This window comes from Salinispirillum sp. LH 10-3-1 (genome assembly GCF_030643825.1).
Lineage (GTDB): Bacteria > Pseudomonadota > Gammaproteobacteria > Pseudomonadales > Natronospirillaceae > Salinispirillum.
In genome coordinates this window covers 2,177,987-2,195,360 of sequence record NZ_CP101717.1, presented here as the reverse complement: position 1 = coordinate 2,195,360, position 17,374 = coordinate 2,177,987, and the positions used below count along the sequence as shown (strand labels likewise).

Genomic DNA, 17,374 nt, shown 5'->3' with positions numbered 1-17,374 from the left:
TTATTGGCAGTTATGACGCACAACACCGCCATCACCAAGCCCATTGAGCCTAAAGCCGCGCCTGCCGTGGGCTCTGGCCTGCATGACGTGGACGAAATCCTGCAGGTTTTTCGGCGGATGACGGAGGAAATGAGTGCGTCGTCGGAAGAATTTGAACGCCGCGTAGCTGTTCTAAATGGTGAAATCAGCGCACTCAGCGCCCAGCGAATGGAAGAATTGCGCGAAAAAGAGCGTCTCGCTGACCAGCTGGAAGGGCTGTTGCGCATTTTGCCAACGGGCGTCATCGTCATAGATCGTTCTGGGCGCATTCAACGCGCTAACCCTGCTGCCGAACAGATGTTGGTGCACGACCAATTGCCCGAATTAACGGGAATGGTGTGGTCCAGTGTTATTCAGATTGCTTTCCGCCCGCAAGAACACGATGGGCATGAGATTTCCTTGCATAATGGCCGTTTGGTCAGCTTGGATACCTGCGCCTTGGAAGGCTTTGGTCAGTTGGTGGTATTAAACGATATGACCGCCACGCGGACCTTGCAGGCAGAGGTCTCGCGGCATCAGCGCCTTGCTGGCATGGGTCGTATGGTGGCCAGTATGGCGCATCAAATCCGTACCCCGCTATCTGCCGCTATGCTCTATACGGAAAACCTTCGTAAGCCGGGAATCACCGAACCGCAACGACAACGCTTCGCGGAGAAAATTCAGTCGCGCCTGGAGCACCTTGAACAGCAAGTGCGCGACATGCTGATTTTTGCTAAAGGCGACACCAAGCTGGTCGACCGCCAACTCAGCGGTGAATTATTGCAAGCACTGCGCGAGTCCTGTGCTGCAGCGTTGGAGCGCAGCGGCTCACAACTTAATGTGCTTAATGAAGCACCAGACGCACAGATTATTTGCAACCGAGACACACTGATCAGTGCGTTCGGTAATCTGGTTAATAATGCGATCGAAGCGGTGGGGCAAAATGCATCGATCGACTTACGCGTCTATGTTGCAGAAAATCTGATTACTTTTGATTTTCACGACCATGGCCCAGGCGTCCCTCAAGAGGTGCTGCGTCAACTGGGCGAGCCGTTCGTAACCACCAAGGCCAATGGCACTGGTTTGGGTTTACCCGTCGTACAGGCCGTTATGCGCGCCCATCACGGCAATTTTTCTTTGTTCAACGTCAAAGGCGGCACCTATGCACGCGTGTGCCTGCCCTTCCAAACACTTACGGAGGCATCATCATGAGCCTAAAACCGACCATATTGGTTGTTGAAGACGATCAGAACCTGCGCGATGCGTTGCAAGACACGCTGGAAATTCATGACTACCAGGTGCTGGTGGCTGACGCTGCCGAGTCTGCGCTGCAGTTACTGTCACGGCATGCTGTCAATATGGTGGTGAGTGACGTACGCATGCCGGGTATGTCGGGTTACGAACTGTTGGCGGTGTTACGTAAGGAGTATCCGCACATTCCCGTTCTGCTGATGACGGCCTATGGGGAAGTGGCCCATGCGGTAGAAGCCATGCAAAACGGCGCTGTCGATTATCTGGTGAAACCATTTAAGCCGCAGCAGTTATTGAATATTCTCGGTCAGCACGTGGGTGGTAAAGCAACGGCATCGTCCGATGGTAATCCGGTCGCCGTTGACCCAAGCTCGACCCACATTATGGAGTTGGCGCGTAAGGTAGCGCCAACCGATTCAACAATTCTTATTTCCGGTGAAAGCGGGACTGGTAAAGAAGTGTTGGCGCGTTACATTCACGCGCATTCCAAGCGTGCCGGTGAGGCCTTTGTAGCCATTAACTGCGCCGCCATTCCGGAAAACATGCTGGAAGCGACCTTGTTTGGTCATGAGAAGGGTGCTTTCACTGGCGCTATTCAAAGCATGCCAGGTAAATTTGAGCAGGCCAACGGCGGCACTATTTTGCTCGACGAAATCTCGGAGATGGACTTGGGCCTGCAGGCTAAACTGCTGCGTGTGCTGCAAGAGCGTGAAGTGGAGCGCATCGGTGGTCGTAAGACCATTCAATTGGATGTGCGGGTGCTAGCAACCACCAACCGCGATCTGAAACAGGCGGTTGCCAATGGCGATTTTCGGGAAGATTTATACTACCGTCTAAGCGTGTTTCCTATTGCATGGCGTCCGCTGCGTGAGCGTCCTGCGGATATTCTGCCGATGGCCGAGCGTTTGATCCGCCTGCATGCCGAGAAAATGCAGAAGCCACTGGTTCAACTGGATGAATCAGCCCGTCGTGCCATTCTTGCCCATAGCTGGCCAGGCAATATTCGTGAAATGGACAACGCCATTCAGCGCGCGTTGATATTGCAAAGCGGTCAGTTCATCTCAGAATTTGATCTTGGTTTGGCCGGAGAGCACTTGATCGATCGCGATACCCGTGCTGCGGTGCCGGAATCGGCGTTAGATGCTTCCACTAATGCGTTGAATGCCGGGGTAAAGAAACATGAGCATCAATTGATTATTGACGCTTTGCGCGCCGCCGGTGGCCGTAAGAAGCAAGCGGCGGAAGACCTCGGTATCAGCCCGCGCACGCTGCGTTACAAGATGGCACGCCTGCGTGAAATGGGCGTTGAAGTGGAAAACGGCAAAGCCGCGGTATAAAGGTTTGTTTTGATCTCTCTGGTAGGGCAGGTATCCATACCTGCCAAAGCTCGGCGGGTATGCCTTTTACATAAAAGCCCCGCCTTACATTCTTACCTCTCTTTACAACCCGCACTGGCTCAGCTCTTTGCGCGGATCCAACTGCAGGAGCGCAGCCCCCTGCGCGGACCCCAATCGTAGGAGCGCAGCCCCCTGCGCGGACCCCAATCGTAGGAGCGCAGCCCCCTGCGCGAATATTCGGCCAGAGGGCTGGCCTCCTACGACAATGAGCCGGCTAGAGGGCTGGCCTCCTGCGGGAACATTCGGCGGGTATAAATACCCGCCCTACGGCAACACACCGGCAAAAGTTGGCCTCATTGTTGCAACTCTCCTCCTATCAGTCCCGTACAACGGTTTTTTGACGGTCTACATACGCAGCCAGAAACCATTCGGTCGTAGACGTCAATGAAGAGGTGAGCAGCATGATCAATAACAGAATGGATGTGCAGAACGTATTGAGCCAGATGCGGCAAATGCGATCGCAAATGCAGATCGATAATCAACCTGTGCAAGCTCAGAATCCGGCGCAAATGGCGCAGCAATTGAACCGATTGACTCAGGGTACGGCACTGGGTGATCAAGCGTTCGGTATGCCTTCGGTTAATGACGTGGGTATGGTGCGAGACGCACCGCGCTTCGGCGAAATGTTCAAAGCCGCCATCGACACCGTAAACGCCAGTCAGCAGCATGCTTCGCGCATGCGCACGGCGTACGAACAAGGGGTACCAGGGGTGGATCTGCCAGAAGTAATGATAGCCACCAACAAAGCATCCATTTCTTTTGAAGCAACTACCCAGGTGCGCAATAAGCTCCTGGAAGCTTACAAAGAAATCATGAATATGCCGGTGTAAGAGGCTAACCTGTCATGGAAAACGTACCTGCAGCGCCAGCGAGCAATCAACCACCCGCGACCACGTCGCAAAATACCGGTGGTTTGGATGCGCAAGCAAATGCCTCTTCGGTCAGTGATACCGGAGGCTTCGACGTAACCCCTCCGAAGAAAGTGCACCCGCTGATCGAAGGCTTTCAACGCCTCAGCATGATGCGTCAGTTGTGGATGATGGTTGCCTTGGCGGCGTCCATCGCCATTGGTTTAGGGGTGGTACTGTGGTCACAGGGGACAAACTATCGGCCATTAATAACGTCATCCGAGAATTACGAGATTCGTGAAGTCATCGAGGTGCTGAGCGCAGCGCGCATTGATTTCACTATGGACCCCAGCAATGGGGTCATTCTGGTTAAAGAGAGCCAACTGCATCAGGCGCGTCTGGAAGTGGCTCGAGCTGGTTTGAGCACTGATCGCACGGTGGGATTAGAGCTGTTGAATGAAAACAGCGGGCTTGGCACCAGTCAGTTTATGGAAACGGCGCGTTTCCGCCGAGCATTGGAAGGCGAGTTGGCGCGTACTGTGGCCTCCTTAAACCAGGTACGGACGGCACGGGTGCATTTAGCGATTCCCGAGCGCAGTGTGTTCGTGCGCGACAATCGTCGGCCTACCGCCAGTGTTTTTGTAGACCTGTACGCCGGTGCGATGCTTGAGCGTGATCAGGTAAAGGCCATCACCAACCTCGTGGCGACCAGTATTCCCGAAATGTCCGCCGAGAACGTCAGTATTGTTGACCAGCGTGGACGTTTGCTCAGCGATTTCGAACGCACCAATGCCGAAGAAGAAACCGAGCGCCAGTTCGAGTTCTCGCGCCGCGTTGAAGATAACGTGTCCCGACGTATACAGGGTATTCTTGAGCCGGTTATCGGCCATCGTGGCTTTAAAGCTGAGGTGTCTGCGGATGTCGACTTTACCCGAGTGGAATTAGCGGAAGAGCTCTTTAACCCCGATCTTATTGCCTTGCGCAGTGAGCAAACCATTGACGAAACCACGGTTGGTCAGTTGCAGGGTGGTATTCCTGGCGCCTTAACCAACCAGCCTCCGGGCAACGCCGAAGTGCCTGAGCAGGTCGATGAGAACGGTAACCCCATTAATCAGCCGCCGACGACGTCACGTGCCGAAGCAACGCGTAACTTTGAAGTCGATCGAACTTTGAGCTACACCCAAAATCAGGTCGGTCGTTTACGTCGCCTTACGGTTGCCGTAGTGGTTGACGATATGCGAGTGCCGGGCCCAGATGGTACAATGATTCGTCAAGCGTGGACGCAAGATGAATTAAACCGCTTGCGCATTTTGGTGCAAGACGCCGTTGGCTTTGACGCGGCGCGTGGTGACAGTGTGAACGTCATCAATACGCCATTCATGGCACCCGAGGAATTGGTTGAAGACATTCCGTTCTGGATGGAAGCCTGGTTCTGGGATTTCATGAAGATGGTATTGGCCGGTATCTTTGTGCTGATCTTGATCTTCGGTGTGTTCAAGCCCGCACTGCGCAGCATTATGGACCAAGGTGGCGAAGAGCTGGAAGATGATGCAGCTTTGGATGCCTTGGATATTGACGAAGAGGCTATTGCTGACGACAAGGTAACCTTGAGTATGTCGGATGAGTACTTGTTGCCTGGGCCGTCTGAAACCTTCGAGAAACAACTGGATGCATTGCGCGGCCTGATTGCAGAAGATCCAGGTCGAGTCTCTCTGGTGATGAAACAGTGGATTATGAGCGATGACTGAGAATATAGGCAATCAAATGCCCGCTGATCCAAAGCGCAAAGCGCTGGACGGGGTACGCATGACCGATCGCGCAGCCATTCTGTTGATGTCGCTCGGTGAAATGGATGCAGCAGAAGTCCTGAAAAACCTTGGCCCGAAAGAAGTGCAGCGCGTGGGTACAGCCATGTCTCAGTTGGCGAACGTGACCCAAGAACAGGTTGAAGGTGTGGTTCAACTTTTCTTGGATGAAGTCAGTGGCCGTACGAGTTTGGGTGTGGGCTCTGATGAATACATTCGTGCCATGCTGACGCAAGCATTAGGTGCCGATAAGGCGTCGGGTCTGATCGACCGCATCCTGTTGGGTGGTAATACCACCGGCTTGGATACGCTGAAATGGATGGAGTCGCGTTCGGTCGCCGACATCATTCGTAACGAACACCCACAGATTCAGGCTATCGTTATCGCTTACTTGGAGAGCGATCAGTCTGCTGAGATTCTGTCTCATTTCTCCGAGAAGGTTCGCTTGGACATTATGATGCGTGTGGCGGCATTGGATACAGTCCAGCCGGCTGCATTGCGCGAGTTGAACGACATACTGGAGCGTCAGTTCGCTTCAAGCGCGGGTACTCAGCAACAAGCGTTGGGTGGCGTGAAGCGGGCTGCGATGATCATGAACTACCTGGAATCCTCAATCGAAGTCGAATTGATGGATGGCATCAAAGAGATCGACGAAGATCTGGGCCAGGAAATCGAAGACCTTATGTTTGTGTTCGAGAATCTGGCCGATGTGGACGATCGAGGTATTCAGGCGCTGCTGCGCGAGATCAATACCGATCTGCTCAAGGTGGCTTTGCGTGGTTCCGAGCCACAGCTGATGGAAAAATTCTTCTCCAACATGTCGAAGCGCGCGGCCGAGTTGCTGCGTGATGATATTGAGGCTATGGGCCCTGTGCGGGTCAGCGATGTGGAAGGTGCACAGAAAGAAATCCTGGCGATTGCTCGCCGCATGGCCGACGCCGGAGATATTGTGTTGGGTGGCGCCGGTGGTGGCGATTCCATGGTGTAGGCGTTCGAGGCCAGCTCTCTGGCCGAATGGTTCGCGCACGCTGGTATAGTAGGCGTAGGGCGGGTATTTATACCCGCCGAGGTTTCGTGCGGAAGACGGTTCTTAAACACTAGATAACACCCCTCGGGAGCACAAGACTTGGTCACTAAGGCATTCACGACGCGTGAAAAACTGCACGTAGAAACGTGGCAGTTGCCGCGCTTAGACGGCAAGGTCGTCAATGAACCTGAACAGGATACGCCTGCGGAGCCGGAAGAAGAGGAGCTGTTGCCGCCCTCTGCAGCCGAGCTTCAAGCGATTCGTGACGCGGCGCGTGAAGAAGGTTTTACTGAAGGCGTGAGCTTGGGACATACCGCTGGTGTTGAGCAAGGGCATGAAGAAGGCTTTCAAGAAGGCTTTGAGGCAGGCAAGCTGGCCGGTGAGCAAGCAGGGCGTGAGGCCGCCGAAGCTCAAGCATTAAAAGAGCTGGGCGAAGCCAAAGCCGATTTTGCTAACCGTTTCAGTGCCATTCTGAATCAGCTAAACACCGCTGAGGCGGCTCTCGAAGACGAACTCACCCCCGTGGTACGTGATCTTATTCTACGCATTGCGCAAAGTCTGGTTGTGGAGTCTCTGCGGCATACCCCAGAGCAAATTGAACAGATCGTACATCAAGCCATTCAACTCGTGCCTGTGGCGCATGAGCGGATGGATATTTCTTTGCATCCCGATGATTATGCCATCCTGACTGAAATAGATCGCCCATGGCTGGAACACGTCGCTCTACATGCCGATGCAACACTGTCACCCGGTGGTTGTGTCATTAAAACGCGGCACAGTCTGTTGGATTACACCTTGCAGGCGCGCTATGAGCAGCAGATTGCGGCCTTGTTAGACCTCGATCGTACTGAGCTAAGCGAACCCTTGCGGACATTAACCGCTGAACGCTTTAAAGCGTTGACCGAAGTTGAACCAGAAGTTGAGACAGAACCGGCAGCGCCTGATGATGCACTCGACGTAGAACCCTTTTCACAAATAAGCTCCGAAGACTCATTAGCGGATAGCGACGCAACTCACGTAGAAGCGGAGCCCTCGACGCAAACAGACACTCCGCAATCAGATTCTGAGCTCGGTGAAGATGAACCCAGTGACGATGAGCGCAATGAGCAGCAGTAAACTGGGTACGAAACTACAGCAAATTCTGGCGCGCACGCCGGATTTCGTCGAGCCACCGGTCGCGGGTAAGCTGACCCGCTTGGTTGGGCTGACGTTGGAGGCCTCGGGGTTGTCCGTTTCGGTCGGTGATCGTTGTCTGGTTAAAGACGCCCATCAAACGGTCGAAGCGGAAGTGGTCGGCTTTACCGAAGACAAAACCTTTCTTATGCCTGTGCAAGCCATGGGGCACTTGCGGGCCGGCGCTACGGTGGTGCCGATTGCCAGCGCATCGGAGCTGGTCATCGGTGACGAATTGCTGAGTCGGGTTGTTAACGGTTTTGGGGAGCCTATTGACGGTAAAGGCCCTCTGCATTGTCGTTCACGCCAGCCGCTCAACGGCGAATACATCAATCCTATGCATCGGCAGCCGATTCGTGAGCCACTTGATGTTGGTATCAAAGCCATAAACGCCATGCTATCCGTTGGACGAGGGCAGCGCTTGGGTCTGTTCGCTGGTTCGGGTGTCGGTAAGTCGGTGTTGCTCGGGATGATGACCCGTTTCACCAATGCCGATATCATCATTGTGGGGTTGATTGGTGAACGTGGACGAGAAGTAAAAGAATTTATCGATGAAATACTCGGCGAGGAAGGCTTGGCACGCAGTGTGGTTGTTGCCTCTCCTGCCGATGACCCGCCGTTGCTGCGCTTGCGCGCGGCGCAGTACACCACGGCCATAGCGGAATATTATCGCGGGCAAGGCAAGAACGTACTGCTGTTGATGGACTCCTTGACCCGGTACGCGCAAGCGCAACGTGAAATCGCCCTGGCCATTGGTGAGCCGCCAGCCACCAAGGGGTATCCGCCATCGGTGTTTGCGCGCTTGCCCCATTTGGTCGAGCGGGCGGGTAATGGTGAGGAGGGTGGTGGTTCAATTACCGCATTTTATACCGTGTTGACGGAAGGCGACGACCAACAAGACCCGGTGGCAGATTCCGCACGCGCCATTCTCGATGGACACATTGTACTGTCGCGCCGCTTAGCTGAGCAGGGTCATTATCCAGCCATCGATATCGAGGCTTCCATTAGCCGGGCAATGCCACAGGTCGTTAGCGAAGGACATCTGAAGGCCGCCCAGCGTTTCAAGCAGCTGTTTTCGCGTTACCAGCAAAGTCAGGATCTGATCACCATTGGCGCCTATACTAAAGGGCAAGACAAAGAGCTGGATTCTGCCATTCACCTAATGCCACAGATGCGTCAGTTTTTGCAACAAGGCCTGCGTGAGAAATTTGATTACCTAAAGAGTGGTCAGCTGTTGAATGCCTTGCTGCAGAATGCCAATGGCCCCGCAGCCGCAGGTACTGCTGATGGCGGTACCTTGCGGCGTATGTCACCGTCAGGCGGCGCTGTGCAGCCGGGCTCTGCGCAAGCCGGTGGCGGGTCAGCACCGGGTGGGCGAGAAGGAGGCATTAAGCCTGTTAATGTACCGAAAGCACCGTCATGAAACGCTCTAAACGTTTAAGCGTTGTTTTGCAGCTGTTCGTCCAGCAAGAAGAAAAGGCAAGCCAGAATGTCCAAATGGCGCGCGTGACCTTAGAACAGCAGCAAAACCAATTGCGCGATCTGGTGGCCTACCAAGAAGAATATTATCAATCCGTCACGGGTGAAGCGCAGCAGACCGTCAGTATTATGCAGTGGCGTCGTCTGCAGGACTATATTGAGCAGTTAAAGGGTATTATTGCCAAGCAGGAGTATCAGGTTCAGTTGGCGGAAGTCGATGTGCAGCGCGCACAAGATGCTTGGCAACAGGCGTATCTGAAGCGCAAGTCGCTGGAAGGTATGGTGGAAAAGGTTGTCATGCAGGAAACGCTTGAGGCGGATAAAAAAGAGCAGAAAAATTTAGATGAATTGGTACAGCAGTTACAACAAAGCCGCTACAATCGGTCTTGAACAGGATTAGAAGTGTCTGCGGGTATAAATACCCGCCCGACGGACGGCATTCGGTAGTTCACACCTGCCGATGATCTCTGGATATAAATACTTACTCTACTGACAAATGAATTTTTCCCCACTAGACTCTTAGTGATTGTTATTGAGGAACTTCTGGCATGACCGTAACAGCCCAACCATCGGAAGACCGCTCAACGCTCACCATTCAGGTATCTGGGCGATTTGATTTCAGCTCGCATCAAGAGTTCCGGAAGCTCTACGAATCCGCGCCAGCGGACGTTAAACACTATGTCATAGATATGACCGATGCGACTTACCTCGACAGTTCCGCTCTGGGTATGTTGTTGTTATTGCGTGACCATGCGGGCGGGGACAGTGCCGATATCCGCATTGTTAACAGTAACCCCGATGTTAAAAAAATTCTGACCATTTCTAATTTTGGTCAATTGTTCACGCTCGAATAGCAATATGAAAGATGTCCTCAAGATACTGATCGCCGAGGATAACGAAACGGATCGGCTGATTCTCTCACGGATTATCAGCCGAGAAGGCCACTCAGTGTCGCTGGCCGTTAATGGCGCACAAGCGGTGGAGCTTTATGAGCGCGGACGGCACGATATCGTATTGTTAGATGCCTTGATGCCGATAAAAGATGGCTTTGAGGCAGCCCGCGCTATTCGTGAACTGGCGGGTGAAGAGTTGGTACCGATTATCTTCTTAACGTCTCTACAAGACGTTGATTCTCTTACGCGCTGCCTTGAATCTGGCGGTGATGACTTCCTCTCTAAGCCTTACAACAGTCTTATCTTGAAAGCCAAAATCAAGGCTTTTGGGCGGATGCGTAGTATGCATGCTGCGCTGAGTGATAATCATCGGCAGTTGCTGCTGGAGCAAACGGTTGCAAAGAATGTGTTCGACAATGTGACCTATTCTGGCAGTTTGGCCGCCAGCAATATCCGTTATTCCTTGTCGCCCATCGCCATGTTCAACGGTGATACCGTATTGGCCCAACATCGCCCCGATGGCGGGCTACACGTTTTCTTGGGTGACTTTACCGGGCATGGCTTACCCGCAGCAATAGGGGCGATGCCCATTGCTGACACGTTTTATGGTATGACTTCCAAGGGCTTCGAGTTGGAAGAAATTATCCGGGAAATGAATAACAAGCTCTGCAAAATACTGCCTACCGGTATTTTTTGTTGTGGCGCTGCCGTCCATATCGATATGGCGGAAAAGACCGCTCGGTTATGGCTGGGCGGGGTGCCGGACTGCTACCTGTACTACGCATCGTCCGGGCAGATATTACCCTTTGGTTCGAGCAATATTCCTCTCGGCATAACGACCGGCAAGAAGTTCACGGTGCTGACCGAAGAGTTCTCGATGCAGAACGGGGATCGCTTGTTTCTGTGGTCGGATGGCATCATTGAGGCTGAAAACGAAGATTTGACGATGTTTGGTGAAGATCGCTTGCGAGCGGTGTTTCAAGACGCCGCACGACCGGAGGACATTTATCCCGATTTGCTGACCGCAGTAGACAGCTTTATTGGTATTGGTGAGCGTAGTGACGATATTACGCTCGTCGAAGTCACGATGTCTGACCCTGTGGTGGCCGATTTGGAGTATCTAGAAGAGGCTGCTGATCGGATTCCTCCGGCACTGGATTGGGAAGTCAGTTTTATTTTTTCAACCATTACCCTGAAAAATCACAATCCAATGCCGTTGGTGATGCATGTATTGAGTGAAACGGAAGGCTTAAAACCCTATATCAGTCAGCTGTACACGCTGATTGCTGAGCTGTATTCGAACGCGCTGGAACACGGCGTACTGCAACTCGACAGTGGGTTGAAAAAGACCGGAGCCGGTTTCGGGCGTTATTATCAGGAGCGTCAAGAGCGCTTGGAACAATTGGTGCACGGCGAGGTGCGTCTATTGTTGCGGCAAATACCCTTGGGGCGCGGTGGTCGCATTACAGTGCGAGTAGAAGATTCCGGTAATGGTTTTAATCACGCGGGGCGTGTGTATGATGAAGGGACGGATTTGAATTACAGTGGTCGCGGACTGAACTTATTGCGCAAGCTCTGCACGCGAGTGGAGTATTTTGGTTGCGGCAATCAGGTAGAAGTCGATTTTGAGTGGCCACGCAGACGACTGGGTGAGGTAGGTAATGAGCAATGACAGCCTTGATCTTCGTGCACTGACAGAGCTGCAGAACATCATGGAAGAAGATTTTATATTGCTGATTGAAACCTTCATCAGTGATGCGGATGATCGTATGAATGATATTCTCGAGGCGGTCGGCGATTGGCAGCGCTTACGGCGTGCTGCGCATGCGTTTAAGGGGAGTTCGTCGAACATCGGGGCAATCAAACTAGCGAACCTCTGCAAAGCGCTGGAGCATCATGCAATGGAGGTGCAGGAGGATGCTGGCGTCGCCGAGCAAGTTGCACAAATAAAAGAGGAAAAAGGTATCGTGGCTGAAGCATTGGCCACACGATTTCTTAATTGATGAAGTGCTTTGTCGCTGACTTTTGACTGCTTAAAACGTTACAAACCTACCTGATTTATTTTCTGGCTTACTTTTTGCTGTAATTACTCTGAAACCACTGATGCGGTAATGGGTATGCTGGATAACATTATTTCTGTCAATTCAAATAATGACACTGCTTCGCGCACGGCCGTGCGCGCACCCAGTGCCGCACAGGGCGCTGACCAGCAGCCTGCAGCGCGGGAAGATCGCGGCTTTAGTCGCCATTATGAGACGGCACAAGCGCGCTCGGCCCGAGTAAAGCCTGAGCAAGCCCAGGTGCGCAACCAAAATCAATCTACGCAGCAATCCGCATTAGAACGCCAAGAGGCAAGGGCAAGCCAAGCGGCACAAAGCGGCAACAAATTACCTGCAAATCATTCAAGCATATTGCCTGTTTCAGGAAATTTCTTGCCGCCTGATGCCGATAATACACGGCTTGCTGTGTCGGGAGAGCAGTCCTACGCTCTGGAAGAATTGCCGAGCCTACCAGAAGGTGTGAGCATTTCTATTGAAGTCATGCAGGAAATAGATGCGGACGTAGATTCGGTTCCATCCGATCTTAATGAATTGGCGTTGACCGATGAGGAAGCCGAAGCATTGCGTGCGGTATTGCAGGCAGTATCTCCGGGTGTCGAAGATATGCCAGAAAGCGTTTTAGCGGCATTGCGTGATGGTGGTCTGGAACGACTGCGTGAGCTTGTTTTGGCTGACATGGAGCGTAAGGCAAACCTTGATGCGAGTGCAGTCCAGTATGACGATGCCGAAGATGGAGCGTTAGCAGCATTGCTTGCCTCGTTACAGACCTTTATCGAAGAGCTCGAGCTCGACAGTGCAACGGACGATGAAGTCGCGACGACAGATCCTGTACCCGTTGACCGTAGCGCGTTAGCTGTGTTGTCCGACGATCAGAGAGCGCTGCTAAAGCAGTGGGCTGCCAACTTGGTAGGCAATGCAGAGGACTCTAAAGAAACTTTAGCCAGCGTTGCGGCGGATTCTACAATGAGCGGGCTTCCGTCTACCGATACCTCAGCCGACACTAAAGAGAGTGCGAGCGGTGCTGGGGCGGATGATATTGAACAAGCGCCAACTATATTGAATACAGTAGCCGCATTAGCGGCTGAGGCGGAGTCCGATGCGGACACTGATACCGTAACCGGCTCCCGCAAGCCAGGCAGTGAATCTTCGCAGGGCAGCAGCACCAGCAGCGCAGCCAGTAACTTGGCAGCCAATGTGGCCACGGCAGGTAACACCAATAATCTGGTGACCGATGAAGCAACCTTGGTACGCCAGCCGATGGATGCAGCCGTGGTGCGCGAAAACATTGCGCGCCAGGATACAGAAGCCTTGATCAAGCAGCATCTGGAGCGCGAGCTACCCGTGCGCAACAGTGCCACTGAGGTGACACATAGGCTCACGGAACGCCTGGTGATGATGGTGAGCCGCGATATTCAAACGGCTACCATTCGGTTAGATCCACCGGACTTGGGTAAGTTAGATATTCGTATTACTACCACGAATGAACAGGTTCAGGTGCAGGTGGTGACCCATCAGCCGGTGGTGCGCGACCTACTGGAACAGCATGCGCATCGTTTGCGCGAAATGCTGGAGCAACAAGGGTTCGCTAAGGTTGACGTAAATGTGTCGGATCAGTCCCAACAGGATCGAGAGCGTGCTGAGGGCAATGGTGACGGCGGCTCGAATGGTCAGGATGAAGAAGGCGAAGCGTTGGTCGCCACAGATAATGTACGCCGAAGCGTGGGATTAGTGGATCATTATGTATAATGCAGTGATTCAGCGACTATTTTGACGAGGCGATAATGACTGAACAAAACAATGATGTGACAGAAGACGATGGCGCAGGTAAGCGCAAGCTCCTCAAAATTCTGTTAATGGTTATAGGGTTATTGCTGGTAATTGGTCTTTCGGTCGGTTTAACGCTGTTCTTAACCCGTGGCTGGACCAACCAGCCGGTAGACCCTGAATTGATGGGCATAGAAGCAGTGCGAGGGCCAGCCCACTACATGGCACTCTCGCCTGAATTTATCGTCACATACGAAGTAAACAGTCGGCAACGCTTTCTTAAAGCCGACATTGCGATTAGAACGCGTGATCAACGTGCATTAGATGTATTGACACAACACATGCCCTTGGTGCGCAACAACATTATACAGACGCTCAGCGAACGCGACTTCAGTGATTTACAAACGGACGCCGGGCGAGAGGAACTTGTACAGAGTATCACCGAGGCTGTGCAAGGGGTGATGGAAACGCTGACCGGACAGCCTGGCATTGAGTCGGTGCTGTTTACCAATTACGTGATCCAGTAAAGGCACGACTATGCAGGACTTACTGTCACAAGACGAAATTGATGCGCTCTTACACGGTATCGATGACGGTGCCGTTGAAGAGGACGGCGCGGTTGACCCCGATGGTGTGCGGCCCTATGACATAACCAGTCAGGACCGTATCGTTCGTGGGCGTATGCCGACGCTGGAAATGATCAATGAGCGCTTTGCGCGCTATACGCGCATCAGCATGTTTAATTTCTTGCGGCGCAGTGCCGACGTGGCGTCTGGTGGTATTCAGATTCTCAAGTTCGGTGAGTACATACATACTCTGTACGTACCGACCAGCCTGAACTTGGTAAAGGTCAGGCCGCTGCGTGGCACTGCACTCTTTATTTTGGACGCCAAGTTGGTCTTCAAGCTGGTAGACAATTTCTTTGGTGGTGATGGCCGTCACGCCAAGATAGAAGGTCGAGAATTTACCCCGACGGAGATTCGCGTCGTACAGATGGTGCTCTCTCAAGTGTTCTCTGATATGAAAGAGGCGTGGGGCGCGGTGATGGGTGTCGACTTCGAGTACGTTTCCTCCGAAGTAAACCCTGCGATGGCTAACATTGTCAGTCCGAGTGAAGTTGTCGTCGTCAGCACCTTCCATGTCGAGCTGGACGGCGGTGGCGGTGATCTTCATGTGACGCTGCCGTACTCGATGATCGAGCCGGTGCGCGAGATACTGGACGCCGGTGTGCAAAGTGATGTGGACGAGATTGATGAACGTTGGGTACAGTCTTTGCAGCGTGACATCATGGACGCCAAAATTACCATCACGGCACGGGTAGCGCAGCGTGATATTTCCCTGAAGCATCTGGTGGACATCAAACCGGGTGACATTATCCCCATTGAAATGCCGGAGTCGACCATTATGTCGGCCAATGGCGTCCCTATTTTCGAGACACAATTGGGGCAGTCGCGCGATCAGCTGGCGTTGAAGATTAAACGACCTCTGGAGCGTGAACGTCGTGAAGAAACAGATATCGCTTCGGTGGTTCTTGCCAATCGCCGAGCGCTGCAGCAAGCACGTCGAGAGGCGGAGGAAGCGGCAGAGCAAAAGAAAATAGAAGAGCAGCAAAAACGAATGCGACGCCGATAAGCGTCCCTGGGATTGCTTACTGGGTTATTACGTCCGTAAGGGCACTGGAGGAGAACACTCATGGCTGACGAAAACTTGCCACCAGAAGACAATGAAGAAGGCATTGATGCGGATCAGTTGGCGAACGAAGTAGCCGCTGAAAGCTCTGATGACGGTTTGGCTGACGAATGGGCTGCGGCCATGAGCGAGTCCGGCGATGACGTTGCCAGTGATGATGCAGAAGAGGAAGGTGCCGCACGAGCACCGCTTGAAGAGTTGATGGACGAATCGAAAGGTCCAGGCCAGTCATCGCCGGATCTGGATGTCATTCTAGACATTCCAGTCTCCATAGCGATGGAAGTGGGGCGTACAGATATCCCCATCCGTAATCTGTTGCAGTTGAACCAAGGCTCGGTGATTGAGCTGGATCGTTTGGCCGGGGAGCCCTTGGATGTGCTGGTAAACGGTACTTTGATCGCCCACGGTGAGGTGGTCATGGTGAACGAGAAATTCGGTATTCGTTTAACGGACGTCGTCAGTCAGCAAGAACGGATTACGCGGTTACGCTGATGAAGATGACGTGGTTAGCTACCTTGTTGTTAGCGTTGCCAGCAGCAGCTGCACCGCGCAGTGACACCGTTCCCACGGTGGGCATGAGTGAGATAACGACCGTTATCCTTGGTCTGCTCTTTGTTATCGGTATTATATTTGCATGCGCTTGGTTTATGCGTCGAATTAATGGCGGTACCGCGGTCAATGGCCGCGCAATTAAAGTACTGGCAGTGACGCCTCTGGGTGCAAAAGAAAAACTGGTTCTCGTGGGTATCGGACAGCAGCAGTTGTTATTAGGTATCACGCCTCAGCAGATTACGACACTGCATGAGTTAGCAGAGCCGCTTGACCTTCAATCGCACCCGGAGGGCAGTCCATTTGCCCGGCAGTTGGGAGCGTTGATTGGTGGTAAAGGTTCACAAACACAGAAGGACTCTACAGCGGAGTAGTTTCTGGCTACTGGGTGCGTTTCTCCTTCTCATACCCATGATAGCAGGCGGTGCGCCTTCGGGCGGTGTTGGCATTCCTGCGCTGACCTATACAACGGACAACGCAGGGAACGGTCAATATACCGTTACCATCCAGATTCTCGCCATCATGACGGCCTTGGCGTTTATACCGTCGGCGGTCATCATGATGACGTCCTTCACCCGCATCATTGTGGTTTTGGCGATCTTGCGGCAGGCCATGGGGCTGCAGCAAACACCATCCAACCAAGTCTTGATTGGCATGACGTTGTTCCTGACGTTCTTCATCATGTACCCCATTCTGCAAGACATCAACACGCGTGCCGTGCAGCCGTATATCACCGAAGAGATTACGCCACTGGAAGCGCTAGAAGTGGCCCGAGGTCCAATCCATGCGTTTATGCTCAGTCAAACACGCCAGAATGACCTTGCCATGTTTTCGCGCCTATCACAGCAACAGACCGGCGACGAGATCGGCACAGGTGAAGACATTCCTTTGACGGTGCTGATACCGGCGTTCGTGACCAGCGAATTAAAAACTGCGTTTCAGATCGGCTTTTTGTTGTTTATTCCTTTTTTGATCATCGACCTTGTGGTGGCCAGCGTCTTGATGGCCATGGGTATGATGATGCTATCACCCTTGATCATTTCGTTACCCTTTAAAATCATGATGTTCGTGCTGGTAGACGGCTGGGCACTGGTCATGGGCTCCATGGCTGCGAGCTTTGGTGTTTAGGGTGGGAGAAAGTTTATGAGTGCCATGTTCATTGGCGATCTTTTTCGCGAAGCACTGTTCATCGTTTTTCTGTGTGTGGCGGTCCTGATTGTTCCTTCACTGTTGGTTGGTTTGGTGGTTGCAACCTTTCAGGCCGCGACGCAGATCAACGAGCAAACGTTGTCGTTTTTGCCGCGCTTATTAGTCACTATTTTGACGCTGATCATGACCGGGCCTTGGCTGGTCGCCAAAGTGGTGGACTTCGCAGAACGTATCTATCTCGACTTACCGTTCTTGATGATTTAGGGCGCTGC

Annotated in this window: 18 protein-coding genes; all 18 read left to right on the top strand. The window is 52.9% G+C overall.

The features are described 5' to 3' along the window. Positions 1-12 precede the first annotated feature (12 nt). The 18 genes from NFC81_RS09850 (at position 13) to NFC81_RS09765 (ending at position 17,366) form a co-directional block, all read left to right on the top strand. The gene (locus tag NFC81_RS09850; RefSeq protein ID WP_304994315.1) at positions 13-1,230 is read left to right on the top strand and encodes a HAMP domain-containing sensor histidine kinase; all 1,218 of its coding nucleotides are present in this window, start codon (positions 13-15) and stop codon (positions 1,228-1,230) included. After that, a complete protein-coding gene (locus tag NFC81_RS09845) occupies positions 1,227-2,606 on the top strand; it encodes a sigma-54 dependent transcriptional regulator (RefSeq protein WP_304994314.1) in 1,380 nt (459 codons plus the stop codon). The genes NFC81_RS09850 and NFC81_RS09845 overlap by 4 nt, the downstream gene beginning before the upstream one ends. Before the next feature lie 461 nt (positions 2,607-3,067). Further along, positions 3,068-3,496: a flagellar hook-basal body complex protein FliE gene (gene fliE / locus NFC81_RS09840; RefSeq protein WP_304994313.1), complete on the top strand. Its 429-nt coding sequence runs from the start codon at positions 3,068-3,070 to the stop codon at positions 3,494-3,496. Positions 3,497-3,510: 14 nt separating this feature from the next. Further along, entirely contained in the window at positions 3,511-5,262 is a 1,752-nt protein-coding gene (gene fliF, locus NFC81_RS09835) for a flagellar basal-body MS-ring/collar protein FliF (RefSeq protein WP_304994312.1), read from the top strand. Between the two features lie 16 nt (positions 5,263-5,278). Further along, positions 5,279-6,307, top strand: a complete 1,029-nt coding sequence (gene fliG, locus NFC81_RS09830) for a flagellar motor switch protein FliG (RefSeq protein ID WP_304996968.1) — start codon at positions 5,279-5,281, stop codon at positions 6,305-6,307. A gap of 138 nt (positions 6,308-6,445) precedes the next feature. Continuing rightward, positions 6,446-7,462 carry a FliH/SctL family protein gene (locus tag NFC81_RS09825; protein WP_304994311.1) on the top strand — a complete coding sequence of 339 codons (1,017 nt, stop codon included), beginning with the start codon at positions 6,446-6,448 and terminating at the stop codon, positions 7,460-7,462. Beyond that, a complete protein-coding gene (gene fliI, locus NFC81_RS09820; RefSeq protein ID WP_304994310.1) occupies positions 7,449-8,942 on the top strand; it encodes a flagellar protein export ATPase FliI in 1,494 nt (497 codons plus the stop codon). Before NFC81_RS09825 ends, fliI begins: the two co-directional genes overlap by 14 nt. Further along, positions 8,939-9,388 (top strand): flagellar export protein FliJ, encoded by a 450-nt coding sequence (fliJ, locus tag NFC81_RS09815; protein WP_304994309.1) that lies wholly within the window; start codon positions 8,939-8,941, stop codon positions 9,386-9,388. The genes fliI and fliJ overlap by 4 nt, the downstream gene beginning before the upstream one ends. 158 nt (positions 9,389-9,546) lie before the next feature. Further along, positions 9,547-9,852, top strand: coding sequence for an STAS domain-containing protein (locus tag NFC81_RS09810; protein ID WP_304994308.1), 306 nt, complete (start codon positions 9,547-9,549; stop codon positions 9,850-9,852). Between the two features lie 4 nt (positions 9,853-9,856). Continuing rightward, positions 9,857-11,563, top strand: coding sequence for a fused response regulator/phosphatase (locus NFC81_RS09805; protein WP_304994307.1), 1,707 nt, complete (start codon positions 9,857-9,859; stop codon positions 11,561-11,563). After that, the gene (locus NFC81_RS09800) at positions 11,553-11,894 is read left to right on the top strand and encodes an Hpt domain-containing protein (RefSeq protein ID WP_304994306.1); all 342 of its coding nucleotides are present in this window, start codon (positions 11,553-11,555) and stop codon (positions 11,892-11,894) included. Before NFC81_RS09805 ends, NFC81_RS09800 begins: the two co-directional genes overlap by 11 nt. A gap of 114 nt (positions 11,895-12,008) precedes the next feature. Further along, entirely contained in the window at positions 12,009-13,697 is a 1,689-nt protein-coding gene (locus tag NFC81_RS09795) for a flagellar hook-length control protein FliK (RefSeq protein ID WP_304994305.1), read from the top strand. A gap of 35 nt (positions 13,698-13,732) precedes the next feature. Beyond that, entirely contained in the window at positions 13,733-14,242 is a 510-nt protein-coding gene (locus tag NFC81_RS09790; protein ID WP_304994304.1) for a flagellar basal body-associated FliL family protein, read from the top strand. 10 nt (positions 14,243-14,252) lie between these two features. Then, the gene (gene fliM, locus NFC81_RS09785; RefSeq protein WP_304994303.1) at positions 14,253-15,347 is read left to right on the top strand and encodes a flagellar motor switch protein FliM; all 1,095 of its coding nucleotides are present in this window, start codon (positions 14,253-14,255) and stop codon (positions 15,345-15,347) included. 60 nt (positions 15,348-15,407) lie between these two features. Next, complete coding sequence (fliN, locus tag NFC81_RS09780; RefSeq protein WP_304994302.1) at positions 15,408-15,896, top strand: flagellar motor switch protein FliN; 489 nt, start codon at positions 15,408-15,410, stop codon at positions 15,894-15,896. Then, positions 15,896-16,327 (top strand): flagellar biosynthetic protein FliO, encoded by a 432-nt coding sequence (gene fliO / locus NFC81_RS09775; protein WP_304994301.1) that lies wholly within the window; start codon positions 15,896-15,898, stop codon positions 16,325-16,327. The genes fliN and fliO overlap by 1 nt, the downstream gene beginning before the upstream one ends. A 37-nt stretch (positions 16,328-16,364) precedes the next feature. Beyond that, on the top strand, positions 16,365-17,081 hold the full coding sequence (gene fliP / locus NFC81_RS09770; RefSeq protein WP_304994300.1) for a flagellar type III secretion system pore protein FliP: 717 nt from the start codon (positions 16,365-16,367) through the stop codon (positions 17,079-17,081). Positions 17,082-17,096: 15 nt separating this feature from the next. Beyond that, positions 17,097-17,366: a flagellar biosynthetic protein FliQ gene (locus tag NFC81_RS09765; RefSeq protein WP_304994299.1), complete on the top strand. Its 270-nt coding sequence runs from the start codon at positions 17,097-17,099 to the stop codon at positions 17,364-17,366. The last annotated feature ends 8 nt before the right edge of the window (positions 17,367-17,374 follow it).

Bases quoted from the DNA above. Each gene is read 5' to 3' on its own strand.
- NFC81_RS09805 (WP_304994307.1), top strand. From the start codon at position 9,857: ATGAAAGATGTCCTCAAGATACTGATCGCCGAGGATAACGAAACGGAT.
- NFC81_RS09845 (WP_304994314.1), top strand. From the start codon at position 1,227: ATGAGCCTAAAACCGACCATATTGGTTGTTGAAGACGATCAGAACCTG.
- NFC81_RS09795 (WP_304994305.1), top strand. From the start codon at position 12,009: ATGCTGGATAACATTATTTCTGTCAATTCAAATAATGACACTGCTTCG.
- NFC81_RS09850 (WP_304994315.1), top strand. From the start codon at position 13: ATGACGCACAACACCGCCATCACCAAGCCCATTGAGCCTAAAGCCGCG.
- NFC81_RS09765 (WP_304994299.1), top strand. From the start codon at position 17,097: ATGAGTGCCATGTTCATTGGCGATCTTTTTCGCGAAGCACTGTTCATC.
- fliP (WP_304994300.1), top strand. From the start codon at position 16,365: ATGATAGCAGGCGGTGCGCCTTCGGGCGGTGTTGGCATTCCTGCGCTG.
- NFC81_RS09810 (WP_304994308.1), top strand. From the start codon at position 9,547: ATGACCGTAACAGCCCAACCATCGGAAGACCGCTCAACGCTCACCATT.
- fliI (WP_304994310.1), top strand. From the start codon at position 7,449: ATGAGCAGCAGTAAACTGGGTACGAAACTACAGCAAATTCTGGCGCGC.
- NFC81_RS09800 (WP_304994306.1), top strand. From the start codon at position 11,553: ATGAGCAATGACAGCCTTGATCTTCGTGCACTGACAGAGCTGCAGAAC.
- NFC81_RS09790 (WP_304994304.1), top strand. From the start codon at position 13,733: ATGACTGAACAAAACAATGATGTGACAGAAGACGATGGCGCAGGTAAG.
- fliO (WP_304994301.1), top strand. From the start codon at position 15,896: ATGAAGATGACGTGGTTAGCTACCTTGTTGTTAGCGTTGCCAGCAGCA.
- fliG (WP_304996968.1), top strand. From the start codon at position 5,279: ATGCCCGCTGATCCAAAGCGCAAAGCGCTGGACGGGGTACGCATGACC.
- fliM (WP_304994303.1), top strand. From the start codon at position 14,253: ATGCAGGACTTACTGTCACAAGACGAAATTGATGCGCTCTTACACGGT.
- fliE (WP_304994313.1), top strand. From the start codon at position 3,068: ATGATCAATAACAGAATGGATGTGCAGAACGTATTGAGCCAGATGCGG.
- fliF (WP_304994312.1), top strand. From the start codon at position 3,511: ATGGAAAACGTACCTGCAGCGCCAGCGAGCAATCAACCACCCGCGACC.
- fliN (WP_304994302.1), top strand. From the start codon at position 15,408: ATGGCTGACGAAAACTTGCCACCAGAAGACAATGAAGAAGGCATTGAT.
- fliJ (WP_304994309.1), top strand. From the start codon at position 8,939: ATGAAACGCTCTAAACGTTTAAGCGTTGTTTTGCAGCTGTTCGTCCAG.